Source organism: Halobacterium sp. DL1 (genome assembly GCA_000230955.3).
Lineage (GTDB): Archaea > Halobacteriota > Halobacteria > Halobacteriales > Halobacteriaceae > Halobacterium.
Genome location: CP007060.1, coordinates 918,872 through 944,233, shown reverse-complemented (window position 1 = coordinate 944,233; position 25,362 = coordinate 918,872). Strand labels below are relative to the sequence as shown.

The window sequence follows — 25,362 nt, the reverse complement described above, 5'->3', positions numbered from 1 at the left end:
CTCAGTCGCCGGGCACCGCCCGAATCGGCTGCGGGTCGGTGAGCGTCTCCTGGACCTGTGAGTAGACGACGACCAGCGCGACGGCAGCGAGCGAGGCACCCACCGCGAACGGAACCACGAAGCCAAAGCGCACGAGGAACCCCGACGCGAGCGGTCCGATGGCGGTGCCGAGGCCGAACCCCATCGTGAGGATGGAGAGCGTCGTCCCCGACTCGCCCTCCCTCGCGAGGTCGCCGGCGACGGCGAGAGACGGCGCGAACACCGCGGCGACCGCGACGCCCTGCAGGAACCGGGAGACGATCATCGTCGCCGGCGTGAGCGCGTACCCCTGGGCGAGCGTCGCGGGAATCAGGAGGACGAACCCGCCGACGAGGAAGGGGCGACGACCGTAGCGGTCGCTCGCCCGGCCGATGGGCACCTGGAGCAGGACGTTCGCGATGACGACGGTCCCGAACTCCAGGCCGAACAGCACGTTGTCCTGGCCGAGTCGCTCGTTGATTATCGGTTCGAGCGTGGCGAACAGCGAGATGGCGATACCCATGAAGACGGTGGCGACGCCGAGCGCGAACACGGGGTCGAGCAGACTGCGGTCGCCCCGGACGGCTATCGAGAGGTCCTCGCCGGCTTTCGCCGCCGTCTCCTCGGCGTCGGAGACGAGGAGGCTGACGAGGAGGAAGCTGAGGAACGCGCCGACGACGGCGACCCCGAAGGCGGCGTCGAAGCCGTAGCGCGTGAGCACGAACCCTGCGACGACCGGGCCGAACCCGAAGCCGATGAGGCGGAACGTGTTGAACACGCCGAAGTTGTTGCCCCGCGTGTCGGTCGTCGCGAGTTCGTTGACGAGCGCGACCGTCGCCGGGATGGTCAACGCGGCGCCGATGCCCTGGAGCGCGCGCAACACGATGACGAGTCGGTAGTCGGAGACCAGCGCGTAACTCCCGGAGGCGATGCCGAGGAGCGCCAGGCCGGCGAGGATGAACAGCTTCCGCTTGCCCGCGCGGTCCGACGCGCGGCCCGTGAACGGCTGGAGGAAGCTGTTGAAGAAGCCGAACGCGGAGAGCACGAAGCCGACGAGCAGGGACGGCGTAACGACCAGCAGGTCCACGCCGAACACCGCGAGTTGGCCGGTGTACTGCTCGACAGGGACGCGACCGTGGGCTCCGATGTACGCGGGGAGGAGGACGATGAGGAACGAGTTGCCGACGGCGTCGGCCATCCGGGCCAGCGCCAGCACCAGCACGCGTCGGTCCGTGTCGAACAGGGCCATCGACAGGGCCTACGACTCCGCCCCGGTTTACCGTTCGGGGTTCGGCCACGCTGACCGGGAAACAGTTAGGAAGTCGGGCGTGCTACTAGTTGTCTATGCGCGAGGTCAAACTCAACCACCTGTCCAGCGAACTCGACGTGCTCTCGTACCCGGCGAGCCACGAGGACGCCGCGACCGCACTCGACGACGTGGTACTGCGGTACGCGGACGGCGAGGAGCGGTTCGTCGACGTGCTCGAACGCTCCACGGAGGACGTCTTCGAGAGCCGGGACGACCTCGAATCCGAGATATACAGCAACCTCCCGACCGAGGCCGTCGGCGAACCCGGCCAGTCCGAGGGCGAAGGGTGAAACACGGCGCTTAACTGCGGGGACGAGAAAGTCCGGGGCATGGAATTCTGCGACGAGTGCGGCTCGATGATGAAGGCCGACGACGGGCTGTGGGTCTGCGGCAGCTGCGCGAACAAGCAGGCGAAGGACCCCGACGCCTCCTACGTCATCACCGAGGGCCAGGAGGAGACCGAGATCGTCGACGTCAGCGACGCCCAGGACAAGGGACTCCCGAAGACGACGGTCGTCTGTCCGAGCTGCGAGAACGACAAGGCCCACTGGTACATGCAGCAGATCCGCTCGGCCGACGAGTCCGAGACGCGCTTCTTCATCTGTACGGAGTGCGAGCACCGCTGGCGCGAAGACGACAACTAGGCCGCCAGCGCGAATCCTTTTCTACGAGAACGCGACCAGCGACGGCCATGGACTGAGAAGAAGCGGGGTGGTGGATGCGGCGAGGCGGCGAGCCACCCAGGGAGACGAGCCGCCGGACAGCTCAGGGCTTCCGCGCGAACAGCAGGTAGCCGGTGTGGCCGACGCCGGCCGTCGAGGGTCGGGACCCACGGTCGTCGACGTCCATCCGGCGCTGGATGGTCTCCAGCGTCTCGACGTCCGCGAGGCCGGCCTCCCGCGCGGCCAGTTCCGTCTCGCGGGCGTTCTCGACGAACGGTGAGTAGGCGGCGACGTAGCCGCCGGAGACGAGCAGGGCCGGTGCGCTCGCGACGACCTCCGGGGCGTTCTGCGTGTCGAGGGTGAGGAGGTCGAATCCGGCGAGGTCATCGAGGTGCTCTGTGACGTCGCCGGTCCGCACGTCGACGGTGTCGGCGACCTCCGCGAGTTCCATGTTCTCGCGAGCGACGTCGGCGAACTCCGCCTTCTGCTCGTAGGTCACCACGTCCGCGCCGAGTCGGCCGAGGTACGCCGCGAGCACGCCAGTCCCCGTTCCGGCGTCGAGCACGCGGTCCCCCGCGGCCGCGCCGGTGTGGCCGACGACCAGCCCGATGTCTTTGGGCATCATCGGCGCACCGGTGCGTTCGAGGTGGTTGAACAGGTCCGGACCGCGCAGCTTCCGGACGGTAAACGGTTCGCCGAGATGCGACTCGACGGTGTCTCCAGACGCCGGGTTCTCGGGCACCTCGACGACGCCGAGGTCGGTGTGTAGCTCCTCTCCCGGTGCAACGAGGAACTCCCGGTCACCGCGGACGAGCAGTATCACTCCAGCCGGTCGATGGCCGCCGCGAGGTCGCCGTCGGTGGCCTCCAGTGCCTCACGGGCCTCGTCCTCGCTGGCGCCCGTGCGCTGGGAGACGATGTCGACGTCGCCCTGCGGAATCCCCGCGTCGTCCTCACTGGCGTCCTCGTCGCCGGACTCGAGTTCGGCCGCGTCGGCGGCGCCCTCCCGCTCGCTGGGTTCGCCGATGATCTGGTAGGTCTCCTGGCCGCGGGCGTCCATCTTCGTCACGTCGGGATCCGAGAACACGATCTCGGTTCCGTCCGCGCGCTTGATGACGACCTCCGTGGCGTCGATCTCGTCGACGTCGATCCCCATCTGTTCCATCATCTGTTTCATCTTCCGTGGGTTCATGCCGCCTCCGCCAAACATACGCGAACGGTCGCGTCGCGAGAAGAAAAGAATGGCGAACCGTCCGCCGCGACGCGGGTGGTCGCTCGACCACGAGTCGCCACGGTCGGCCGAGTACTACTCCGGGTCTACGCCGGACCGCACCATCACCGCCATCCCCGTTCGGAAGTCGAGCATCGACTGCGCGTCGAGTTCGGCGCGTCCCACCGCCAGTAACCTACCAGATTCGTGGACGACAGCCACCTCGTCGTCAGCCCGCACCGCCGGGTCGACCGCCTGGACGAACTTCGCGAACACGTTCTTCCCCTCGCGGACGAACGGCTCGCTGTCGTCGCCCACGACCACGCGAGCGACCGGGTGGGCGAGCGCGTCGACGAGGCGCTGGCCGCCCGCGGTGCCGAGCGTGAACCGACCGTCGAGACCGACCGAGACGAGTCTGCTTCCGTCGCCGCGGGCGACCTGCTGTGGCCGACCGGTGCTCGAGCGCCGCACCTCGAGGCGCCCGTCCTCGGGGAAGAGCGCGGCTCCGGCACCAGCGCCAAACTGGTAGTTCGCGACCGTGCGGAGCGACTCGACGTCCGCGTCCTGCATGGGTTTTGGTCGGCTACCCGCGCGTAAAGCCGCTTCGGGTCGACGATTTGGATGGGCTTATGTACTATCGGCTGCAAAGCAGGTCCATGAGCGACACTACGAAAATCGGGATTGCGGGCGTCCTACTGCTGGTTAGCGCCGCGCTACTGTTCTACTCCGGGCTCAATCCGAACGCGACGGTGACCCTACTCGCAATCTCCGGGCTTGCGACGAGCGGACTGGCAGCCGGGTCCCTGCTGATGGGGAGTACCGGTTCGGACGGCCGAATGGTCTAGAGCAGGAACGTCTCTTCTCGCTCGCTGAGGTCGACAAATGAGTCCGCGACTTCGATCAGTTCGTCGGCCGCCGACTCGGCGAACGCCATCGCCTCGACGCGGACGCCTTCGTGGCGGAGGTGGGTGCAGAGCCGCGAGAAGTCGCCGTCGCCCGTACAGAGGACGACCGTGTCGACGTGGTCGGCCAGGGAGACGGCGTCGAGACTCATCCCGACGTCCCAGTCGGCCTTCTTCGAGCCGTCACCGAACGTCTTGATGTCCTTGATCTTCGTCTCGTAGCCGATCTCCTGCAGCGCCTCGAAGAAGCTGTCCTCGTCCTCGGCCTGCGCGCGGATGACGTAGGCGATGGCGCGGGTGAGCTGGCGGCCCTGCACGGCCTTCTGCAGGAGCGAGCCGTAGTCGATGTTCCGGGAGTAGACGCTCTGGGCGGAGTGATAGAGGTTCTGGGAGTCTGCGAGAACCGCGACGCGCTGTGCGTCCTGAATCGGAGCCATACTGGCACTTCGGGTTCGACCCGTAATGAAAGTACGCGACAGTCACGCCGACGGCGTGTCGTGTCTGGAGACGGAGAGCGTGTCGGGGTCGAGGCGGTAGTAGGAGTTCCAGGCGGGCGCCAGCGAGATGACGCGGGTGTCGCCGTACGTGGACTCCGCGTGCTCGTGGTGGTGGCCGACGAGACAGAGGTCGGGGTCGAGGGCGTCCAGCAGTTCGTCGATGTACTTGCAACCGACGTCGTACTCCTCCGTGACCGGGAGGCCGTGAGGCGCTTCGTGGGCGAGGAACACGTCGACGTCTTCGAGTTCCTTCGCGCGTTCGACGTCGTTGCGGACGAAGTGGCGGCGGCGGTCCCCGCGCAGCATCGTCCGGTCCTTCTCGAACTGCGTCGGCGCGTAGTTCCCCGAGAGGCCGGCGACCCGGAGCCCGTCGACGGTCTCGACGGTGCTGTGGAGGAGGACGGCGTTCGACACGTCGTCGCTCTCGATGCGGCCGTGTCGGAGCGCCTCCACGACGTCGAAGTCCTCGTTGTTGCCGCCGATGAAGTAGGTGGGAATCGGCAGGTCGTAGTACATCAGGTCCCCGGCCTGGAGCGCCACGTCGGCGTCCGCCGCCCGGTAGGCGGCGAACAGCGACTGCCGTCGGTCGGGCGTCTCCGCGTGGGCGTCGCCGAGGACGAGCATCCAGAGATACTCCGTCCAGACGGGGCAAAAAACCCCCGATGGCGAGCAGTCGGCGCTGGCGGCGGCAGACGATGACCGTGACGACAGGATTTTACCCCTGTGGCTCCCAGTCGGAGATATGATTGGCGCTTCCACCGCTCCGTCCGTCGCCGCCGGGAGCGCCGTCTCCTTCTCGGGTAAACGCCGCACAGCCGACCACTAGGTTCGACGCGGGCATAGCGCACCCGTGTCGGGCCGCCGTTGGCAGTACGGCCCGCTCACCGACACCCACAGAACTCAGATGGAACTCACGACACCCCTCGACGGCGTCTTCCCCGCGATGACGACGCCGCTCACCGACGACGGAAGCATCGATTTCGACCGACTCCGCGACCACACCCGCCGCCTCGTCGACGGTGGCGTCGACGGCCTCGTCCCCGTCGGCACCACCGGCGAGAGCGCCACCCTCACCCACGACGAACACGTCGAAGTGGTCGAGGCCGTGGCCGACGCCGCGGACGGCGACGTGCCGGTCATCGCCGGCGCGGGCAGCAACTCGACCCACGAGGCGGTCGGCCTCGCCGGCCGCTCCGTCGACGCCGGCGCCGACGCGCTCCTGCTCATCTCGCCGTACTACAACCGACCCGAACCCGAAGGGATGGTCGCCCACTACCGCGAGATAGCCGACCGCGTCGACGTCCCCCAGATACTCTACAACGTCCCGTCCCGGACGGGCCGCACCATCGAGGTGGACTCGGCGGTCGAGCTCGCGAGCCACGAGAACGTCGTCGGCTACAAGGCCGCCAGCGGCGACGTGGGCCGCGTCAGCCAGATCGTCGAGCGCACCACCGACGAGGAGTTCTCGGTGCTCTCCGGCGACGACGGCCTGACGCTCCCCATCGCCTCGGTCGGCGGGCGGGGCGCAATCAGCGTCACCGCGAACGTCGAACCCGAGCGCGTCGGCGACCTCGTCCACTCGGCGCTCGACGGCGACTACGAGACTGCCCGGCGGCGCCACCAGGAACTCGAACCGTTGAACCGCGCGCTGTTCGCCGAGTCGAACCCGATTCCGGTGAAGGCCGCCCAGGAGCTCCGCGGCCACGGTCCGGCGAACTACCGCTCGCCGCTCACCCAGCTCTCAGAACAACACTGGGACCCGCTCCGAGAGGCGCTCGAGGAACTCGAAGAACGGGAACTGTCGGTATGAGAGTCGGCGTCACTGGAGCGACCGGCCGGATGGGACGGACCGTCCGCGAGGTCGCAGCGGAGCGCGGCGACGAGGTGGCGTTCGCGGCGTCCCGCGACCCCACCGGCGACCTGGACGCGGCCGAGGAGTTCCCCGAACTGCTGGTCTCGGGGAATCCTGACGCGGTCGTAGACTTTACCGTGCCGGACGCGAGCGTGGCGCACGTGACCGCAGCAGCAGACGCCGGCGTCCCGGCGGTCGTCGGGACGACCGGCTTCGACGAAGACCAGCGAGCGGCGCTCCGAGACGCCGGCGAGGACGTCCCCGTCCTCCTCGGCGCGAACTTCTCCCGTGGCGTCCAGGCGCTACTGGACGCCGTGGAGGCCGCAGTGTCCGCGCTTCCCGAGTACGACGTGGAGGTCACCGAGACCCACCACAACGGGAAGCGCGACGCGCCCAGCGGCACGGCGAACGTGCTGTTGAACAGGATAGACGAGACGCGTGGGGCGAGCGAACGCGTCCACGGCCGCGTCGGCGACCAGCCCCGCGAGGAGGGCGAAATCGGCGTCCACGCACGCCGAGCGGGCAACGTGACCGGGGAGCACGAGGCACTGCTCGCCGGCAACAACGAGGTCCTCGAACTGACCCACCGTGCCGGGAGTCGGCGTGTGTTCGCGGCGGGCGCCCTCGACGCCGCCGAGTGGCTGGCCGACCAGCCCGCTGGCTTCTACCGCTTCGAGGAGGTGGCGTCCGAACTATGAGTCTCGAAGACGACGTACGCGACCTCTGGCAGCGACACGAGGACGGCGGCGTGGACGCCGACACCGCGACGGCCGACGACGCCGACACGCTGGACGCCTTCCTCGACGCGCTCGAAGCCGGCGAAGTGCGCGCCGCGCGGAAGGAGAACGGGGAGTGGAGCGCCGTCGAGTGGGTGAAGCGCGGGGTGCTCCTGAACTTCGCGCTCCGCGAGACCCAACCCCGAGAGTACGGCGACGTGACGTACCACGACGTGCTGCCGCTGCGCCGCACGGACGACCTCTTCGAGCGCGGCACGCGGAACACGCCCGACGGCACCGTCCTCCGCCGGGGCGCACACGTCGGCTCAGACTGCATCGTGATGTCCCCGGCGTTCGTCAACGTCGGCGCGCACGTCGGCGACGGCACGCTCGTCGACTCCTGTGACACCGTCGGCTCCTGTGCGCAGATCGGCGAGGACGTGAAGCTCGGCGCGAACACGCTCATCGGCGGCGTGCTCGAACCAGTCGAGGACGCGCCCGTCGTCGTGGAGGACGACGTCTCGCTCGGCGCCGGCTGCCGAGTCACCTCGGGCTTCGTCGTCGGCCACGACTCCGTGGTCGGTGAGAACACGCTGCTGACGCCGCGCATCCCCGTCTACGACCTCGTCGAGGAGGAGATACTCTACGGCGAACTGCCGCCCGAGCGCCGGGCGTTCACGCGGTTCGTCGAGTCGAGCGTCGGCGAACACGACCTCTTCGAGGGCGGCGCGTACAAGCCCGCGGTGGTAGCGCTGGACCTCGAAGCGAAGACACTGGACGCCACGCAGCGAGAGGAGGTACTCAGGTCGTGACACCGAATCCTGCCGTACGACGGCTCGCCGACTGGTCGGCCCCGGAGCTCCGCGGCCTGGCCGAGGAGTACGGGACGCCGCTGTACGTGCAGGACCTCGACCGCACCCGACAGAACTACGAGCGCGTCGCCGCCGCGTTCCCCGAGGCCGACGTCCACTACGCGGTGAAGGCGAACGCCGGTGGCGCGGTCCTCCGGACGCTCCGCCAGGCCGGCGCGAGCGCGGAGTGCGCCGCCGCCGGCGAAGTGTTCCGGGCCCTGGAGGCGGGCTACGAGCCCCGCGAGATACATTACACCGCGGTCAACCCGCCGGCCCAGGACCTCGACTACGTGCTCGACGCGGCGCCCGAGTCGACGTTCGTCGTGGGCGCACGCGACACCATCGACCGACTCGCCGAGCGCGGCTTCGCCGGCCGCCTCGCGCTCCGTGTCCACCCCGGCGTCGGCGCGGGCCACAGCGACGACGTGGCGACCGGCGCGGACGCGAAGTTCGGCGTCCCCCACGACGAGGCCCCCGACGTCCTCGGCGAGGCCGCCGACCGCGGGTTCGACGTGGTCGGCATCCACGCCCACGTCGGCAGCGGAATGCTCGACGACGCCGACGTCGAATCGCACCGCGAAGTCGTCGAGCGACTCGCCACGGTGGCCCGGGAGTCGCCCGTCGACCTCTCGTTCGTCGACGTCGGCGGTGGCTTCGGCGTTCCGTACCACCCCGACGAGGAACCGCTCGACCTCGAAGCCGTCGCGGCGACGACCCGCGACGTGCTCGCCGACGTCGACGCAGAACTCGTCGTCGAACCGGGCCGCTACCTCGTCGCGGACGCGGGCGTCCTGCTGACCGAGGTGAACACCGTCAAGTCGACCGACGACGCGACGCTCGCTGGTGTCGACGCCGGGATGACGACGCTCCTGCGGCCGGCGCTCTACGGCGCCCACCACGAGGTCCAGTCGCTGGCGGCCGACGCGGCCGAGCGCGACGAGGACTTGGTGAGCGTCGTCGGCCCAATCTGCGAGAGCACGGACGTCCTCGCTGAGGACCGGCGGCTCCCGCGCCCGGAGCGCAGCGACCTGCTCGCGGTCGGCAACGCGGGCGCCTACGGCATCGAGATGGCCTCCCAGTACAACTCCCGACCCCGCCCCGCGGTGGTCGCCGTCGAGGGCGGCGACGACCGACTCGTCCGCGTACGCGACGAACTCCCCACCCTCACCGCCCCAGAACGATGATTCCCTACGACCGATACCACGGCACCGGCAACGACTTCGCAATCGTCGACGCGACCGAACACGTCCCCGACCGGGGGGCGTTCGCCCAGGCGCTCTGTGACCGCCTGGGCGTCGACGGCGTCCTATTCCTCGCGCTCGAAGACGCCTACACACCGCCGCGCGCAGTGATGACGCTGTTCCAGCCGGACGCCTCGACGGCGGACATGTGCGGGAACGGCGCGCGCTGTGCGGCCCGCTGGGTCGCCGAGCGCACCGGCGCCGACTCGGTCATGCTGGACACGCAGGCCGGCACCCGGCGCGCGGACGTCGACGGCGAGACGGTCACCGTGGAGATGGGGACGCCGCGGTTCGATCCGGCCGAGGTCCCGGTGCTCCGGGACGATCCGATGGTCGAAGAGTCCCTGGCGGGGTACGACGTCACCGCGGTGCACACGGGCGTACCCCACGCCGTCGCGTTCGTCGACGACGTCGACGACGTGGACGTCGAGGCGGACGCGCCCGCCATCCGCAGCCACGAAGCGTTCCCGGAGGGCGCGAACGTGACGTTCGCGTCGCCGGACGGCGACGGAGAGTTCCGCCAGCGAACGTTCGAGCGCGGCGTCGAGGGCGAGACGCAGTCCTGCGGGACGGGTGCCGTCGCCATCGCGGCCGTCGCCCATCGCGCCGGCCGCAGCGGCGAACAGGTCCGGGTCCGGCCGCCGGGCGGCGAACTGCACGTCGACCTCTCGGGGGGCCGTGCGACGCTCCGCGGGGCGACCGAGCAGGAGGAAGGCGGCGAAGCCGAGGCCGTCCCCGCGCGCTCCCTCGATGTCTGAGTTCGACCCGCTCTCGTTCCACGAGACGGCAGTACAGACGCCGTCACACGAGGACGTGACGGAGATGCGGGAACTCCTCTGTGAGACGCTACGCGATCACGGTCAGGACCCGGACGTGGACGACGGCGGGAACGTGCTCGCGTCGCGCGAGAGCGGCCACCCCCACGTCGTCCTCAACACCCACATCGACACGGTGCCGCCTCACGTCGGGTTCTCGCGGGAGGGTGACGTGGTCCGTGGGCGCGGCGCCTGCGACGCGAAGGGACCGCTTGCAGCGCTGCTCGCCGCGTTCCTCGCCGTCGACCCGACCGAGGGCCGGGTGACCCTCGCGATTACGCCCGACGAGGAGACGGACTCGAACGGTGCGCACGCACTGGACCTCGACGCGGACGCCTACATCGTGGGCGAACCAACGGACCTCGCGGCGTGCACGAGCGCCCGCGGCCGGTTCCAGGGGACGGTCGAACTCACCGGGATGGGTGCGCACGCCGCGAGCCCCGACGAGGGGGTGAACGCCGTCGCCGCCCTCGAGAGTACGCTCGCAGCGATTCGGACGTTCGACGCCGAGCGAGGACCGGACGAGCACCCCGAACTCGGTCCGCCGACGCTCACGCCGACAGTCGTCTCGGGGGGTGACGCGGCCAACCGCGTCCCGGACCGCAGCGAACTCGTCGTCGACCGCCGGACCGTCCCGCCGGAGAGCCAGGAGGAGTTCTTCGCCGGCTTCGAGGCGCACGTCCGCGACGCCGTCGACGAGTCTGTCGGCGCGGACGTCCACCCGGTCGACCGGGACACGCCGTTCCTCGAGGCGTTCGACACGCCCGACGACGCCGACGTCGTCCGTGCGATGGTGGCGGCGGGCGCGGGCGACCCGCGGCCGTTCGGTGCCGCGACGGAAGCCTCCTACTTCGCGGCCGAGGCGCCGACGGTGGTCTTCGGCCCGGGCGTGCTCGCGGACGACGACGGCCCCGTGGCCCACGCACAGCGGGAGTACGTGCGCCGCTCGGACGTCCGGCGGGCGGCGGAGATTCTCACCGAAGCGGTCGGCTCGCTCGTCTGAGTCAGCCGAAGAAGATGTCCGCGATGTCGCCGCCGCGGGAGCCGACGTCCTTGTACAGTTCCGTGTAGCCGCAGCTCGTGCAGGTGACCGTCCGGAACTTGTTGGTCTGGACGTCGAACATTTTCGAGAGACCGGAGCCAGTCGTGGAGATGTTGCCGACGTCGACCTCGTCGTGACCGCACTTCGGGCAGCCGTTCTCTTGGGGGGACATGGTCGCAGGTGCGGCGCGGCCCGGTAAAAATCTTCTCGCGTCAGGCGTCGCGAGCCACGTCGGCACCGACGCCCGTGTACGACTCTGGCGTGAGCGCGAGCAGTTCCTCGCGGACGTCCTCGTCGACGTCTAGCGTGGCGAAGAGGTCGTGGAAGTCCTCGAGTTCGACCCGTTCGCCGCGCGTGAGGTCCTTCACGCGCTCGTAGGCGTCGCCGTGGCCCTCGCGGCGGAGGATGGTCTGGACGGCCTCCCCGATGACTTCGGGGTTGGCTCGCAGGTCCTCGCGCATGACGGCCTCGTTGGGTGCTACCTTCGCCAGGCCGTCGCCGAGTTTCCCGTACGCGAGCAGGCAGTAGGCGAACGCCCCGCCAATATTTCGCTTCACGGTGGAGTCCGAGAGGTCCCGCTGGAGGCGGCTGGTGGTGAGGTAGTCGGCGAGGAAGGTGAGGTCCGCGTTGGCCTTCGAGAGGTTCCCCTCCGCGTTCTCGAAGTCGATGGGGTTGACCTTGTGGGGCATCGTCGAGGAGCCGGTCTCGCTCTTGGCGGCCTCCTGGCCGAGGTAGCGCTGGGAGACGTAGAGCCAGACGTCCCGCGAGAGGTCGAGCAGCGCGTTGTTCGCGCCGCGGAGCGCGTCGAACAGCGCCGCGAGGTCGTCGCAGGGGTTGACCTGCGTCGTGGGTTCGACGTAGTCGAGGTCGAGGCCCTCGACGAACTCGCGGGAGAACGCCCGCCAGTCGACGTCCGGGAAGGCGGCGTGGTGGGCGGCCCACGTGCCGGACGCGCCGGCGAGTTTCCCGGCGAGGTCGTCGCTGGCGGCCTCGACGCGACCGATAGCGCGACCGAGCCGGGCGGCGTAGACGGCCATCTCCTTGCCGAACGTCGTCGGCGTCGCCGGCTGGCCGTGGGTACGCGCGAGCATCGGGAGGTCGGCGTAGTCGTAGGCGAACTCGACGAGCGCGTCCCGCACCTCGCGGAGTTCGGGGACGAGCACGTCCTCGACCGCGGGCCTGGCGAGCAGGCGGTGGGCGAGATTGTTGACGTCCTCGCTGGTGAGCGCGAAGTGGATCCAGGAGTGGGCGCGTTCGGGCGCGGACTCCCGGACGAAGTACTCGACGGCCTTCACGTCGTGGTTCGTGGCGTCGTAGCCGAGGGCGCCCTCGGTCTCGATCTGCTTGACGACCCGTGCGTCCGCTGAGTCGAACTCCTCGTAGGCGGCCCGGAGGTCGGCCCGCTCGTCGTCCGCGAGGTCCAGCGACACCGGGTCGAGGTCGGCGAGCGCGAGCAAGTACTCGACCTCGACGCGAACCCGGGCCCGCATCAGCGCCGCCTCGCTGGCGTACTCCGCGAGCGGCGCGGTGCGGCCGGCGTAGCGGCCGTCGAGCGGCGTCACCGCGTACAGAGCGTGGTCGTCGGTCATGGCTCCGAATCGCCGCGCTCGCTCCAAAAGCCTGCCGGTCGCCGAAAGGCACGGACGTGTGTAACAGAGCGGCCCAATCGGAACTATATCGCCCAGCCTGTACGAGGTTGTGTATACTTCCCGTGAACGAACCGCAACCACTTTGCAGGTCGCGGCCGCTCGTGTAGACATGACACGAATCGCTGGGCTCGCCAGCAACCGCGGCCGGAACCTCCTGCACGTCGACGACGTCGGACCGGGCGGCGCCGAACTCGCCGTCGTGCTCTCGAACCACGCGGACGCGCCCGTCATCGACGCCGCCGCAGAACGCGGGATTCCGACCGAGGTCGTCGAACGAAGCGACGACGAGAGCCGGCGAGACCACGAGCAGCGCGTCGTCGACGCGCTCTCGGAGTACGACGTCGACCTCGTCTGCCTCGACGGCTACATGCGCGTGCTCTCCGAGACGTTCCTCGACTCGGTCCCGCTCACCCTCAACGTCCACCCGAGTCTCCTCCCGTCGTTCCCCGGCGCAGACGCCCACGAGCAGGTACTCGATGCCGAGGTCTCGGTGACTGGCTGCACCGTCCACGTCGTGACGAACGCCGTCGCCGACGACGGCAGCGTCCGCGAGGACGACATCGACGCCGGTCCCATCGTCACCCAGGAACCGGTCCCGGTCTTCGCTGACGACGACGTCGACTCGCTCAAAGAGCGGGTGCTGTACGACGCCGAGTTCGCGGCCTACCCGCGGGCAATCCGGTGGGTCGCCGAAGGAGGCGTCGAACGCACCGACGACGGCGTCACCGTCGGCGCCGACACGGGCGGCGACTTCCCCGTGCGCCGCCTCTCTGGCGAGAGTCGCGCCGCGGACCTCCGGTACGGGGAGAATCCCCACCAGGAGGCCGCGGTGTACCGCGACGACACTTGCGAGGAGGCCAGCGTCGTCGCCGCCGACCAGCGCAACGAGGGCGCGAAGGCGCTGTCGTACAACAACTACAACGACGCCGACGGCGCGCTGAACCTCATCAAGGAGTTCGACGACCCGGCGGCCGCGGTCATCAAGCACACCAACCCCGCTGGCTGTGCGACGGCCGACACGCTCGCGGAGGCGTACGCCGACGCACTCGCCACGGACGCCAAAAGCGCGTTCGGCGGCATCGTCGCACTGAACCGGACCTGTGACGCCGAGACGGCCGAACTCGTCACGGAGTCGTTCAAGGAGGTCGTGGTCGCGCCCGGCTACACGGACGACGCACTCGCCGTCCTCCGCGAGAAGAAGAACCTCCGCGTCCTCGACACCGGGCCCTTCGGTGACGCCACCGAACGGTTCACCGAGAAGCCCATCGTCGGCGGTCGACTCGTCCAGGAGCGCGACCAGTGGGCGCCCGAGGCGGACGACCTCGAGGTTGTCACCGAGCGCGAACCGACCGACGAGGAGGTGGAGACGATGCTGTTCGCGTGGCGCGTGCTCAAGCACGTCAAGTCCAACGGCATCCTGTTCGCCGACGGCACGGAGACCGTAGGACTGGGCGTCGGCCAGGTGAGTCGCGTGGACGCCGTCGAGATCGCGGCGAAGAAGGCCGAGCGGGACGCCGAGGAGAAGAGCGCGGACGGCGCGGTGATGGCCTCGGACGCGTTCTTCCCGTTCCCGGACGCCGTCGAGTTGGCGGCCGAGGCGGGCGTTGAGGCCATCGTGCAGCCGGGTGGCTCTGTCAACGACGAGGACGTCATCGAGGCTGCCGACGAGCACGGGATGGCGATGGTGTTCACCGGCCACCGGTGTTTCAGACACGACTGAGCACCAGCGAAGGCGTGTCTGAAGCTCGGAGCGCGAGGGACGAGCGCTCCGGCGTTTCCGTCACGATTAGTGGCGGAAGCTCGATAGACGAACGGAGCGAGTCGACCTCGGTCAGGTGCGGGGCACCAGCAAGTTCTGTTCGCTACTGACACCACAAATCAGCCGCTCAGTCCAGCTGCGTACGTATCACCAATAGTAGTAAGACGACTAAAAACACAGTACCGGCTATGAGACGACCGTCTACTAGACTAATTATGATCTCTACTGCGGCACTTGCTGTAGCCGGAGCTAGCCAACTGGTTAGCGTTGTTCGTGGCGACGGCAGTAGCTGGGCAATCGGTGCTCTTGTAGCGTTTTCAGTGGCGGTTGTGCTTGGAGTAGCCCAGTTGGCTCACCCACGAACACCCAGTGAGCGATAGGTCTTTTCGCGGTCCTGGCGTGGAGCACAGAGCCACGGACTGACAGAGCAACAGGGATGTTCTGGCTGGCGGTGACAGGGGAAACCACGTTCGAGCCCCGAGCGCGTCACCGTGAGTGAGTGGTTCGGCGCATCCGGCACGATTTGTGCCCGCCTCGATGGACGACCGCGCGCCTCATGGTAGTAAATCTTCCGACAGTACCGTAGTCACGTCGCTGGTAACCGGAAGAACGGAGGGAAACGTGGAGCGCCAGCGAGGATGACAGTAGTGGGCTGTCGCACCGGGCAGCGGGGGAGAGCTGCGGTGTTTGGGAGGGCCGAACGCGCTCCATCCTGACCGAGTGTGGGTAGTATCAAAGAGACTGGGCAAGCACAAACAGCCCTTTGACGTATCCGCTACTCGAACGGGATGACTTCGATGATGCCGGTGCCGCCCCAGTCGAGTTCCACGTGGAACTCGCTCTCGCCGTCCGCGGCCGGAGCCGTGAGTTCGACGGTCTTCGTCACCGTGTCGCTGGCCGGGACGTCGAAGGTTGCGCGAGTGGGCGCCGACGCTGTCCCGGCGACAGTCGTGACGAACTCGAAGGCGTCGCCGTTGTTCTCGATCTCGAGGTCGACGCCGAACTCCGCCTCCGGAGCGACGCTGTCCGGGACGGTCTCGCTCGTCACCTCCCAGTCGACGTTCTGGGTGATGGACTCGATGTCCCGGGCGTCGAACTCCCACGTCGCGGGCTGGTCGCCAGTGTCGAGGTCGACGGAACCGGTGTACGGCGTCACGTCGTTCGGGACGGGGTAGGCAGCGACGAACTGGTTGGCGCCGCCTCCCAGCGGGAACACCGGGTCGCCGAACGACTGCTCGTCGTTCAGCGTGAGTGTGACGTTCTCCGCGACAAGGGACTCGTAGTCGCTGACGGCGTCGATGTCGAAGGTCACGAGCACGTACCGCGTGGTGTTGCCGGAATGGACCTGATAGTCGGTCCCCTCTCGGGTGAGGACGAACGCCGTGGCGTCCATGCCGACGACGCCGATGGCACGGTCGTCGCCGAGACTGAGCTTCTCCCCGACCGACAGCGGACCGGAGTCGGTCGTCGATGTCGTCGTGTCGTCGGGAGTCTGCGTGGTCGTTTCGTCGTTCGATGCCGTGGTGGAGGTGTCGTCGTCCTGGCCACCGAGACAGCCCGCGAGGGCGAGCGGAACTGTGGCAGACAGGCCAGCGAGGAACCTACGTCGTTCCATACCCGTCCATAGAGGCTGGGTGGAAAATGTGTTCTGGAGACACAAACGGCCGTTTCAGGTATCCCGTTGGCACGCACCACGGCACGGCCAGTTCACCGACCGGGCGGGCATCGGCCCTCGGGGAATGACTGCGATTCCGACGGGTCCGACAGTCTAATGCGGGGCGGCGCGTTCGATTCGACCATGCGATACGACGAGGCGGCGAACTTCCTCCTCGACCTCCGTCGCTACCGGCCGAAACCCGGCACGGACTCGACGGCAGACCTCCTGGCGGCCCTCGGCGACCCCCACGAGGGGACGCGGTACGTGCAGGTCGCGGGGTCGAACGGGAAGGGTAGCACCGCCCGACTCGTCGAGTCCACGCTCCGGGAGGCTGGCCTCGACGTCGGGCTGTACACCTCCCCGCACTTCGACGACGTGCGCGAGCGCGCGACCGTCAACGGCCGTCAGCTCTCCAAGTCCGCGCTCACCGAGTTCGTCGAGGCGGTCCGGCCGCGCGTGAACGAGCGCGCGGCGGACGGTGACGCTCCCACGTTCTTCGAGGTCGTGACCGCGATGGCGCTCTGGGAGTTCGGCCGGCAGGACGTCGACGTCGCGGTTCTGGAGGTGGGCATCGGCGGCCGGTACGACGCGACGAGCGTTGTCGACCCCGAGGCGAGCGCGGTCACCTCGGTCACGCTCGAACACACGGGCGTCCTCGGCGACACGGTCGAGGAGATAGCGCGCGACAAGGCCCACGTCGCGCCCGCCGACAATCCGCTCGTGACGGCGACCACCGGCGACGCGCTCGCGGCGGTCCGCGAGCAGGCCGGAGACGTCGTCGCCGTCGGGGAGGACGGCGCTGGCGTCGACGTGACGGTGCGCTACGGGGGACGCACGAACCACACCGAGGCCGCCGTCTCGCTCGCGGGCGACGGCTGGTCCGTCGACACACGGATTCCGCTGCTCGGCGCCTACCAGGCCCGGAACGCGGGCGTCGCGGCGGTGCTCGCTCGGCAGGTCGCGGACGTGGACGCGGAGACCATCGCGCGCGGCTTCCGGAAGGCGTACTGGCCGGGCCGCTTCGAGGTGATGAGCGCCGACCCCGTCGTGGCCCTCGACGGCGCGCACAACACCGGCGCCTGCGAGGCGCTCGCGGACACTGTCGCAGAGTTCGACTACGACCGCCTGCTCTGCGTCTTCGGCGCGATGCACGACAAGGACCACCGCGGAATGGCCGACGCGCTGCCGACGCCCGACCGCGCGTGGGTCTGCGAACCGGACACCGACCGCGCGGAGGACGCCGAAGTTCTGGAGACGGTGTTCTCGGAGGCTGGCGCCGGCGAGACGACGATCAGGCGCTCCGTCGAGGCGGCCGTCGACGCCGCGCTCGAGGAGGCGGCCGACGACGACCTGGTGCTCGTCACGGGGTCGCTGTTCACCGTCGCGGAGGCGCGGACGCGCTGGACGCGAACGAACCTTCCCAAGCGAGTGCGGGACCTCGAAGAGGCCCGCGAGACGCTGGAGGGCGCCCACGTCACGCCCCCGGGCGTCTGGCGGATGCGCGGGAAGGGCGTCCACCGCGTGGTGAAGACCCGCGTCCGGAAGCGCCAGGCCCAGTACCTCAAGGAGGAGATGCTGAGCCTCGGCGCGGAGTGCTCGCTGTCGGGACTGAACGAACAGCCCCGAGGCACGCTCGACGCGGTGCTGATGGGGACGCTCGCGCAGTTCAAGCGCCTCTGCGAGAAACTCGACGGGCAGCCGTACGGGCTCTCGGTGTTCGCCGAGGAACTCCGTGCGGACCTCGGCATCCGGACGGAACCGGCCGAACACGGCTACCCGTGGGAGGACGGCACCGCCGTGATGGGCATCCTGAACGTCACGCCGGACAGCTTCCACGACGGCGGCGACTACGAGCGCGTCGAGGACGCCGTCGCGCGCGCCGAGGAGATGGTCGAGGTCGGGGCCGACATCGTCGACGTCGGCGGGGAGTCCACCCGACCGGGCGCCGACCCCGTTCCCGTCGAGGAGGAACTCGACCGCGTGCTCCCGGTGATCGAACGACTCGCGGACCTCGACGCGCTCGTCTCCGTCGACACCCGGAAGGCGGAAGTCGGCCGGCAGGCCCTCGACGCTGGCGCCGACATCCTGAACGACGTGACGGGCCTCGAGGACCCGGAGATGCGCTTCGTCGCCGCCGAGTACGACGCGCCGCTGGTCGTGATGCACTCCATCAACGCGCCAGTCGAACCCGGCCAGGACGTCCACTACGACGACGTCGTCGAGGACGTCGTCGACGAACTGACCGAGCGCGTGCTGCTCGCGGAGAAGGCGGGCCTCCCGCGGGAGAAGATCATCGTCGACCCGGGCGTCGGCTTCGGGAAGTCGGCGGCGGAGAGCTTCGATATCCTCGACCGCACCGACGAGTTCCACGCGCTCGGCTGTCCAGTGCTGGTTGGGCACTCCCAGAAGTCGATGTTCGGCGCGGTCGACCGCTACCCCGACGAGGGCGGCTACGCGACGACGGCGGCGACGGCGCTCGCGACCGACCGCGGCGCCGACATCGTGCGCGTCCACGACGTCGAAGAGAACGTCGCTGCGGTGCGCGTCGCCGAGCAGATGCGCGACGAGGACGGCCGGTAAGCGTAGCCCGAGAGGCAGTGTCTCGCGTCAGTACGTGCGCGAGAGACCGTCGCTCTGGAAACTGTTCGTCGTGTAGTCGACGAGGCCGACCATCTCGCGGACCGTGAGGAAGTTCGTCGTCTCGTTCGAACCTTCGGGGAGGTGGTACCGGATTCCGTCCGCGGCGGACACTGCGACGAGGACTTTGTGGATTGCGGGGTGTGCGTCTAGCAACTCCCGGCGAATCTCGTTCAGGTCCTCGTTCGTGTCGTCGTACTTGTTCGCCAGCAGCGCCCGCCGAATCTCGTCCTGGGCCTCCCTCTCGACGCCGCTCGGCCGGTAGGCCCGCGGACGCCCGAAGTCGTTCGCGAGGAACACCACCAGGTCGCCGTCGACCGTCTCGTTCAGCCGGCGGACGTCGCTCCCGACGGCGTCCTCGTCGAAGAACTCGATGTCGTCGCGCTGCCCGCGGAGTCTGGTCATCTCTTCGCGGAGGAGCCCGTACTTCTCGTTCAGGTCGTCCGTCTCGGTGTACTCGGTCAACCAGTCTGTCATGCCTACCCGTTCTCGGCCTACCAGAGAAAGCTGCTGGTGCCTTGACACGCTGTACCGAACGTCCGTCCGCCTCGTCTCCAGGGTGGACAGAACGAGAGGTCAGAGCAGGCCGGCGTCTGCCTGCGCGTCGCTGTAGGTGTCGAGGTAGGCGGAGACGAACGCGTCGTAGTCGTAGTCGGCGAACGTCTCGTCGACGGCTTTGCGTTCGAGGTCGCCCGCCGCGACCAGGCACTCGACGATCTCCTCGTCGCTGGTCGCGCGGAAGCCCCGGTCGTACGTCTCGACGAGTTCGTGGGCGCTGGACTGGGCGTGGTACTCGACGATGCCGACGCAGCCGCAGGCGAGCGCCCACAGCAGGTCGCACGCGAACGACGTGCGTTCGGCGGTGTGGACGTAGACGTGGGCGTTCTTGAATATCTCCACGCGCTCCTCGACGGTGCAGTCGCCGACGAAGTCCACGCGGTCGGCGATGCGGAGGTCGCTGGCCTGGCGCTCGTAGCCGCGGCGTGCTGGACCGTCGCCGACGACCGTGCAGTTCCAGTCGTACTCCCGGAACTCCGCGAGCGCGAGGAACAGCGACTCCAGGTTGGCGTTCTCGTCTAGGCGCCGGCTGACGACGATGTCGCCGTCGTCGCCCGGGACCGCGCGGCGAATCCGGTCCATGTCGATGCCAGTCGGGACGACGCGCACGTCCTCGCCGTCCCGGCCGCACTCGCGGACGCTCGTCTTCACGGTCCGGGAGGGCGTCACCACCGCGCTCGGGCGGCGCGCGGCGTACCGGTAGGCGCGGCCGCGTAGTCCGTCCCCGGTGTCGTGGGGGTCGTACCACTCGCAGACGACCGGGGCGCCGGCGAGCAGGCCGCCCCAGCGCGCGCCGTAGACGTGGCCGGGCGTGCGGGAGGTCGCGTGGACGACGTCGGGGTCGATGCCGCGGAGGGTGGCGGCGGCTTTCGGGGAGAACCAGCGTCGGCCGGGGTCGGCCGTGATGGCGTGGTAGGTCACGTCCTCGTAGTCGAAGGTGTCCGGCCGGCCCTCCCACCACTGCGCACAGCAGACGTGGACCTCGTGTCCCCGCTCGGCGAGCAGTCCCGCGAGCAGGTCGAGCCGGTCGAGATCGTCGCCGTCGGCGTGGTGGGCGGTCGTCTCGGAGACGAACGCCACTCGCATACACGTCGGCACGCAGCACGCGGGTAAAAACCGTTCCGTTCCGCGTTCCCGGGACGACACCGCGACGAACGTCGACTCCACTGCCGAACGGGCGCAGTAAGCGAGTGGCTACTAATCCCGGTGCTCCCTGAAACTCGAGGAGATGGCGGTCACGATCAGCATCGAAATAGAGCTCGGCTGGGGGGTCCACGACGTGGGCGAGTACCCGCACCTGAGCGACGACGGCTCGGCAGAGCGGGCGTGTCTCGGTCACCTGCTGGACCACTGCGACTCCGTCGACGTCCCCATCTCCTTCGACGTCGTGGGCCACCTCTTCGAGCCGGACTGCGAGCGGGACCACCACGGCCCGCACCGCGAGGGGTGGTTCCAGAACGACCCGGGAACGGCCGTGGCCCGCGACCCGCTGTTCTACGCACCGGAGATGGTACGACAGATACTCGAGCGGCCGACCGGCCACGAACTCTGCACGCACACGTACTCCCACGTCATCTGCGGGGAGGCCTCCCCAGAGACCATCGCGTGGGAACTGGAGGCGGCCCAGTCGCTGATCCGCTCGGCGACCGGGTCGAAGACGGACTCCATCGTCCCGCCGCGACACAGCAGGCCGCCCGCGGAACCGCTCCGTGAGGCCGGCGTCGAGTGCATGCGGATGAGCCGGGACACGAGCGGCCGCGGAAGCGTCGCCCGGGCGAAGGAACTGCTGTACGGCCCTCACCCGGTGTTCGAACCGGACCTGGTCGACGGCGTCGTCGAGACCTACTGCACCTCCTACCCCTCGCTGACGTCGTCGGCGCTCCCGTCGGGCCAGCGGCCGGCGCCCGCCCCGTTCCGCACGCTCCCGGTCCGGCTCAGGCAGCGCCTCCAGCGGCAGTATCTCAGCCGGGCGCTCGACGCGGCCGTCGAGCGGGAGGGCGACTGTCACCTCTGGTGTCACCTCTACGACCTCTCGAACGAGGCCCAGTGGCCGGCGGTGCGGGCGTTTCTCGCGGAACTCGCGACGAGGCGCGACCGGGGCGAACTCGAGGTCCGGACGATGGCGGAACTGAACGAGGCGGTCCGCGACGACCCGAAGGTGGTGAGCACGCGTGGGTGAGGACGACACCACCGAGGTCTGTCTGCTGGCCCACAGCGAGACCCTCCCCGCGTGGGCGGCCGCGGCCGTCCAGCGGATGGTCGCGGAGACGAACGCCGAGGTCGGCCTCGTCGTCGAGGACGCTTCGGACAGCGAGCGCTCGACGACCGACGCCGTGCGCCGCCTCGTCGAACTCCGCGAGTGGGGGGTCGTCGCGGCCGTGATGCAGCTGTTCGCCGACGACCTCGACCCCCTAGAACCGGTGCCGATTCGGGACATCGACGGCGTCGCGGACGCCGAGTGGGTGGAGTGTGAACCGGAGACGGTCGACGGCTGGAAGAACGCGCTCCCGGAGGACGCCGTCGAGCGGGTTGCGGAGACGGACGTGGCGGTCCGCTTCGGCTTCGGCTTCCTGGTCGGCGACGCGCTGACCGCGCCAGAGATGGGGGTCTTGAGCTTCCACCACGGCGACTTCCGGGAGTACCGGGGTCAGCCGATGGGGTTCTGGGAGTACGTCCACGGCCGCCCAGAGGCCGGCGTCACGCTACAGCGCATCAACGAGACGCTAGACGGCGGGGAAGTGGTCCACTCTAGGCGCGTCGACATTGCCGACGCGCCGACGTGGGGCGCAGTCCGGTGTCGACTGTTCGACGCCTCCGAGGAGATGCTCGCCGAGGGCGCCCGCCGGCTCGAACGCGACGAGTTCGAACCGGAAACGCTCTCCGAGGCGGAGCTCGGCGACCTCTACACCCTCCCCCGGGGGCGACCCGTCGCCACCTACCTGGGGAAGACGGCCCGCGGCGTGCTGTTCGGCTGACGACGGCGAGGCGACGAGCGGGCAGAGGGAGTTCCGGCACCCGAAGGGTAACGGTCGTTCCGGCCCAGACGTAGGGCAATGGCCTACGACATCGAGCGGTACCTCAACATCCGCGGGGCCGGCGGTCCCACGGTAGGGCCGTCTGGCGAACTCGCGTTCATGCTCGACACGACCGGGTCGAACCAGGTGTGGCAACTCGACGAACCGGAGGCGTGGCCCGAGCAGTTGACGTTCCACGACGAGCGCGTGGTCTACGCGTCGTTCTCGCCGACACGCGAGGAACTCGTCTACGGGATGGACGAGGGCGGCGACGAGTTCGTCCAGCTCCATCGCCTCTCCGCGGACGGCAGCGAGGACGTCGCGCTCACGGATGCCCCCGACGCGAAACACAACTGGGGCGGCTGGAGCCACGACGGCGACCGCTTCGCGTACGCGGCGAACCGCCGCGACCAGGCGGTCTTCGACGTCTACGTGCAGGACCGCGACGAAACTGGCGAGGACGCCGAACTGGTCCTGGAGGGCGACCAGTTCAGCCGAATCTCGGCGGCGGGGTGGAGCCCCGGCGACGACCGACTGCTGCTCCACGAGGGTCACTCGAACTTCAGCCACGACCTCCACGTCCTCGACCTCGACAGCGGCGAGGTCACACACGCCACGCCGTTCGAGGCCGACACGCGCTTCTCCTCGGTGGCGTGGACGCCCGACAGCGACGGCATCTACGTCGCGACCGACCACGACGCCGACGTGCGATACCTGGGCCTGCTCGACCCCGAGACAGGGACGGTCGAGCGCGTCGTCGACGGCGGCGACTGGCCGATAGAGGCCGTCTCCGTGGACCACGGCTCGGGCCGCCTGGCGTACGTCCGGAACGTCGACGGCTACAGCGAACTCACGCTCGCCGAGGCGGACGGGACGACCCTCGACGAGTACCCCGTCCCGGAACTCCCGGATGGCGTCGTGTTCGGCCTGAGCTTCGGGCCGGACGCCGAGCGCGTCGCCGTCTCGCTGTCCTCGCCGACGGACAACACGAACGTCCACGTGGTCGACGTCGAGACGGGCGCGTGCCGCCGGTGGACGAACGCCTCGACGGCCGGCATCCCACGCGAGACGTTCCGCGACGTCGAACTCGTCCACTACGAGAGCTTCGACGGCCTGGAGATTCCCGCGTTCCTCGCGCTCCCAGACGGCGACGGCCCCCACCCCGTCATCGTCGACTTCCACGGCGGCCCGGAGGCCCAGCGCCGCCCGTTCTTCATGTCCCTCCGGCAGTACTTCGTCGACAACGGCTACGCCGTCTTCGAGCCGAACGTCCGGGGCTCCTCGGGCTACGGGAAGCGGTACATGAACCTCGACAACGTGCGCAACCGGATGGACTCGGTGAAGGACGGGAAGGCGGGCGTCGACTGGCTCGGCGCCCGCGACGACGTCGACGACGACCGAATCGTCGCCTACGGCGGCTCTTACGGCGGGTTCATGGTGCTCGCGTCGCTCACTGAGTACCCCGAGACGTTCGCCGCGGGCGTCGACATCGTCGGCATCGCGAACTTCGTGACGTTCCTCGAGAACACGGGCGACTGGCGCCGCGAGCACCGCGAGGCCGAGTACGGCAGCCTCGCCGAGGACCGCGAGTTCCTCGAGTCCATCAGCCCGACGAACAACGCCGAGAAGATCCGCTCGCCGCTGCTCGTCCTGCACGGCGCCAACGACCCCCGGGTGCCGGTCGGCGAGGCCGAACAGATCGCCGAGCAGGCGAGCGAACACGTCCCCGTCGAGAAACTCGTCTTCGAGGACGAGGGGCACGGCTTCGCCAAACTGGAGAACAGGATCACGGCCTACCAGACGGTCGTCGAGTTCCTCGGCGAGCACGTCTGAACTACCCCCGACCGTCGCGGCTTAGTGCCACGGTCCCGTACGAGTGGGTATGCACGCGGCCGCCCTCCTCGCGCTCCCCCCTGGCGCGTACGCAGTCAGCTGGCTCGTCGCCACGGCCGCGGTCCGGACCGGCAACACGCCGACAGCCGCAGCGACCCGTCTCCGGCGCCTCAACCGCCTCCTGCAGGCGCTCGTCGGCATCGGCGGCGTCGTCCTCGCCACCGCCTCGCCGCTCGACGACGTCGTCGCGGCTGCGATACCGGGCCCGCTCACGCTCGGCCTGCTCGCGGGATTGGCGAGCACCGTCGTCGTCGGGGGCGTCCTACCCACGCTGGCGGTCCATCTCGGGTCGCGGCCCGCGTGGGCGTCAGTCGCCGACCAGTCCCCCGACTACCCCGCCACAATCCGGCGGTATCTCGCCATCGCGGGGCTGCTCACGGTGCCCGCGTTCGTCGTCGTCGCGGCGTGGCTGGTCGCCCCGTCGGGCATCGTTGGGGTCGCGTACGTCGGCGGCGCCGCGCTCGCCGTCGTCGCCGGACTCCCGGTCGCGGCCGCAGCCTTCGGCCCGGTGCGCGAACTCACGGCGGGCGAACGCGCCGTCCTGCCGAACTGCGCGCGCGGCCTGCGCGTCCGCGTCGTCGTGACCGACCGCAACCCCGTGGCGAACGCCGTCGCCGCCGGCCTCCTCCCCGGGTTCCGCTACGTCTTCGTGACGGACGCGCTCCTCGAGACACTGGACGCCGAGGCGGCCGCCGCCGTCGTCGCCCACGAGGCGGGCCACCACCGCCGCGGGCACGTCCTCGCCCGGTTCCTCGCCACCGGCCTCGCGCTCGTGCCGCTGTTCCTCGCGGCCAGCGGTGTCGTCGTCGAGTTCGCGCCCGCCGTCGTGGCCTCGTTCGGACTGCTCCTGGCCGCCGGACCCGTGGTTCGCTGGACGGAGTTCGACGCCGACGCCTACGCCGCGAGGCGCGTCGGCGCCTGCGCGATGGACAGCGCGCTCGCGACGCTCGCCGACCGGGGGCTCGTGCCGACCGAGCGCCCGCCGCTGGTCGGCCTGCTGTCGCTGCATCCGTCGGTCTCGCGGCGCCTCGACCGGCTCCGCGACCCCAACCGTTTTTGAGCGGTCGAGAGTTGGTGGGCG

26 protein-coding genes are annotated in these 25,362 nt (G+C 69.5%); 15 read left to right on the top strand and 11 right to left on the bottom strand.

The genetic code is table 11. The features are described 5' to 3' along the window. Window position 1 precedes the first annotated feature (1 nt). The gene (locus HALDL1_06320; protein AHG03250.1) at window positions 2-1,267 is read right to left on the bottom strand and encodes an MFS transporter; all 1,266 of its coding nucleotides are present in this window, start codon (window positions 1,265-1,267) and stop codon (window positions 2-4) included. 95 nt (window positions 1,268-1,362) lie between these two features. Here HALDL1_06320 and HALDL1_06315 point away from each other — a divergent pair, with 95 nt between their 5' ends. Together HALDL1_06315 and HALDL1_06310 are read left to right on the top strand one after the other, a co-directional pair. Continuing rightward, complete coding sequence (locus HALDL1_06315; GenBank protein AHG03249.1) at window positions 1,363-1,617, top strand: hypothetical protein; 255 nt, start codon at window positions 1,363-1,365, stop codon at window positions 1,615-1,617. Window positions 1,618-1,656: 39 nt separating this feature from the next. Next, the gene (locus HALDL1_06310; protein ID AHG03248.1) at window positions 1,657-1,971 is read left to right on the top strand and encodes a DNA-directed RNA polymerase subunit M; all 315 of its coding nucleotides are present in this window, start codon (window positions 1,657-1,659) and stop codon (window positions 1,969-1,971) included. A 121-nt stretch (window positions 1,972-2,092) separates the two neighbouring features. Here HALDL1_06310 and HALDL1_06305 read toward each other — a convergent pair whose 3' ends face one another. The 3 genes from HALDL1_06305 to HALDL1_06295 form a co-directional block, all read right to left on the bottom strand. Then, on the bottom strand, window positions 2,093-2,812 hold the full coding sequence (locus tag HALDL1_06305; GenBank protein ID AHG03247.1) for an SAM-dependent methlyltransferase: 720 nt from the start codon (window positions 2,810-2,812) through the stop codon (window positions 2,093-2,095). Then, window positions 2,809-3,198, bottom strand: a complete 390-nt coding sequence (nac, locus tag HALDL1_06300) for a NagC family transcriptional regulator (protein ID AHG03246.1) — start codon at window positions 3,196-3,198, stop codon at window positions 2,809-2,811. The genes HALDL1_06305 and nac overlap by 4 nt, the downstream gene beginning before the upstream one ends. A 96-nt stretch (window positions 3,199-3,294) precedes the next feature. Next, window positions 3,295-3,768 carry a PUA domain containing protein gene (locus HALDL1_06295; GenBank protein AHG03245.1) on the bottom strand — a complete coding sequence of 158 codons (474 nt, stop codon included), beginning with the start codon at window positions 3,766-3,768 and terminating at the stop codon, window positions 3,295-3,297. Between the two features lie 86 nt (window positions 3,769-3,854). Here HALDL1_06295 and HALDL1_06290 point away from each other — a divergent pair, with 86 nt between their 5' ends. After that, on the top strand, window positions 3,855-4,043 hold the full coding sequence (locus HALDL1_06290) for a hypothetical protein (GenBank protein AHG03244.1): 189 nt from the start codon (window positions 3,855-3,857) through the stop codon (window positions 4,041-4,043). On the opposite strand, the gene HALDL1_06285 is transcribed toward HALDL1_06290, so the two are convergent. Next, the gene (locus tag HALDL1_06285) at window positions 4,040-4,537 is read right to left on the bottom strand and encodes a hypothetical protein (protein ID AHG03243.1); all 498 of its coding nucleotides are present in this window, start codon (window positions 4,535-4,537) and stop codon (window positions 4,040-4,042) included. The two genes, HALDL1_06290 and HALDL1_06285, sit on opposite strands and share 4 nt — an antisense overlap. 42 nt (window positions 4,538-4,579) lie before the next feature. Beyond that, the gene (locus tag HALDL1_06280) at window positions 4,580-5,221 is read right to left on the bottom strand and encodes a metallophosphoesterase (protein ID AHG03242.1); all 642 of its coding nucleotides are present in this window, start codon (window positions 5,219-5,221) and stop codon (window positions 4,580-4,582) included. 280 nt (window positions 5,222-5,501) lie between these two features. Between HALDL1_06280 and HALDL1_06275 the strand changes: the two genes are divergently transcribed. Genes HALDL1_06275 through HALDL1_06250 form a run of 6 tightly spaced genes read left to right on the top strand, consistent with a single transcriptional unit; the run spans window position 5,502 to window position 11,075 of the window. Continuing rightward, window positions 5,502-6,407 (top strand): dihydrodipicolinate synthase, encoded by a 906-nt coding sequence (locus tag HALDL1_06275; GenBank protein AHG03241.1) that lies wholly within the window; start codon window positions 5,502-5,504, stop codon window positions 6,405-6,407. Continuing rightward, window positions 6,404-7,147, top strand: coding sequence for a dihydrodipicolinate reductase (locus HALDL1_06270; protein AHG03240.1), 744 nt, complete (start codon window positions 6,404-6,406; stop codon window positions 7,145-7,147). The genes HALDL1_06275 and HALDL1_06270 overlap by 4 nt, the downstream gene beginning before the upstream one ends. Further along, on the top strand, window positions 7,144-7,977 hold the full coding sequence (locus tag HALDL1_06265; protein ID AHG03239.1) for a 2,3,4,5-tetrahydropyridine-2,6-carboxylate N-succinyltransferase: 834 nt from the start codon (window positions 7,144-7,146) through the stop codon (window positions 7,975-7,977). Before HALDL1_06270 ends, HALDL1_06265 begins: the two co-directional genes overlap by 4 nt. Continuing rightward, complete coding sequence (locus HALDL1_06260; GenBank protein ID AHG03238.1) at window positions 7,974-9,200, top strand: diaminopimelate decarboxylase; 1,227 nt, start codon at window positions 7,974-7,976, stop codon at window positions 9,198-9,200. The genes HALDL1_06265 and HALDL1_06260 overlap by 4 nt, the downstream gene beginning before the upstream one ends. Further along, window positions 9,200-10,015, top strand: a complete 816-nt coding sequence (locus tag HALDL1_06255) for a diaminopimelate epimerase (GenBank protein ID AHG03237.1) — start codon at window positions 9,200-9,202, stop codon at window positions 10,013-10,015. Before HALDL1_06260 ends, HALDL1_06255 begins: the two co-directional genes overlap by 1 nt. Continuing rightward, window positions 10,008-11,075, top strand: a complete 1,068-nt coding sequence (locus HALDL1_06250) for a succinyl-diaminopimelate desuccinylase (GenBank protein AHG03236.1) — start codon at window positions 10,008-10,010, stop codon at window positions 11,073-11,075. Before HALDL1_06255 ends, HALDL1_06250 begins: the two co-directional genes overlap by 8 nt. A 1-nt stretch (window position 11,076) precedes the next feature. Here HALDL1_06250 and HALDL1_06245 read toward each other — a convergent pair whose 3' ends face one another. Both HALDL1_06245 and HALDL1_06240 read right to left on the bottom strand, forming a co-directional pair. Next, complete coding sequence (locus tag HALDL1_06245; protein AHG03235.1) at window positions 11,077-11,286, bottom strand: hypothetical protein; 210 nt, start codon at window positions 11,284-11,286, stop codon at window positions 11,077-11,079. 40 nt (window positions 11,287-11,326) lie between these two features. Continuing rightward, the gene (locus HALDL1_06240) at window positions 11,327-12,703 is read right to left on the bottom strand and encodes an adenylosuccinate lyase (protein AHG03234.1); all 1,377 of its coding nucleotides are present in this window, start codon (window positions 12,701-12,703) and stop codon (window positions 11,327-11,329) included. Window positions 12,704-12,872: 169 nt separating this feature from the next. Here HALDL1_06240 and HALDL1_06235 point away from each other — a divergent pair, with 169 nt between their 5' ends. Then, window positions 12,873-14,483 (top strand): phosphoribosylglycinamide formyltransferase, encoded by a 1,611-nt coding sequence (locus tag HALDL1_06235; protein AHG03233.1) that lies wholly within the window; start codon window positions 12,873-12,875, stop codon window positions 14,481-14,483. An 814-nt stretch (window positions 14,484-15,297) separates the two neighbouring features. On the opposite strand, the gene HALDL1_06230 is transcribed toward HALDL1_06235, so the two are convergent. Then, the gene (locus HALDL1_06230) at window positions 15,298-16,137 is read right to left on the bottom strand and encodes a hypothetical protein (GenBank protein AHG05207.1); all 840 of its coding nucleotides are present in this window, start codon (window positions 16,135-16,137) and stop codon (window positions 15,298-15,300) included. Between the two features lie 183 nt (window positions 16,138-16,320). On the opposite strand from HALDL1_06230, the gene HALDL1_06225 reads away from it, so the two are divergent. Further along, window positions 16,321-18,759 (top strand): dihydropteroate synthase, encoded by a 2,439-nt coding sequence (locus HALDL1_06225; protein AHG03232.1) that lies wholly within the window; start codon window positions 16,321-16,323, stop codon window positions 18,757-18,759. A 27-nt stretch (window positions 18,760-18,786) separates the two neighbouring features. Here the strand turns inward: HALDL1_06225 and HALDL1_06220 are convergent, their stop codons facing one another. Continuing rightward, complete coding sequence (locus HALDL1_06220) at window positions 18,787-19,293, bottom strand: hypothetical protein (GenBank protein ID AHG05206.1); 507 nt, start codon at window positions 19,291-19,293, stop codon at window positions 18,787-18,789. Between the two features lie 99 nt (window positions 19,294-19,392). Then, a complete protein-coding gene (locus HALDL1_06215; protein AHG03231.1) occupies window positions 19,393-20,460 on the bottom strand; it encodes a glycosyl transferase family 1 in 1,068 nt (355 codons plus the stop codon). A gap of 142 nt (window positions 20,461-20,602) precedes the next feature. Here HALDL1_06215 and HALDL1_06210 point away from each other — a divergent pair, with 142 nt between their 5' ends. The 4 genes from HALDL1_06210 (at window position 20,603) to HALDL1_06195 (ending at window position 25,341) form a co-directional block, all read left to right on the top strand. Beyond that, the gene (locus tag HALDL1_06210; GenBank protein AHG05205.1) at window positions 20,603-21,553 is read left to right on the top strand and encodes a hypothetical protein; all 951 of its coding nucleotides are present in this window, start codon (window positions 20,603-20,605) and stop codon (window positions 21,551-21,553) included. Continuing rightward, window positions 21,546-22,349, top strand: a complete 804-nt coding sequence (locus tag HALDL1_06205) for a methionyl-tRNA formyltransferase (GenBank protein AHG03230.1) — start codon at window positions 21,546-21,548, stop codon at window positions 22,347-22,349. Before HALDL1_06210 ends, HALDL1_06205 begins: the two co-directional genes overlap by 8 nt. 78 nt (window positions 22,350-22,427) lie before the next feature. Further along, on the top strand, window positions 22,428-24,221 hold the full coding sequence (locus tag HALDL1_06200; protein AHG03229.1) for a peptidase S9: 1,794 nt from the start codon (window positions 22,428-22,430) through the stop codon (window positions 24,219-24,221). Between the two features lie 49 nt (window positions 24,222-24,270). Next, on the top strand, window positions 24,271-25,341 hold the full coding sequence (locus HALDL1_06195; GenBank protein ID AHG03228.1) for a hypothetical protein: 1,071 nt from the start codon (window positions 24,271-24,273) through the stop codon (window positions 25,339-25,341). Window positions 25,342-25,362 lie beyond the last annotated feature (21 nt).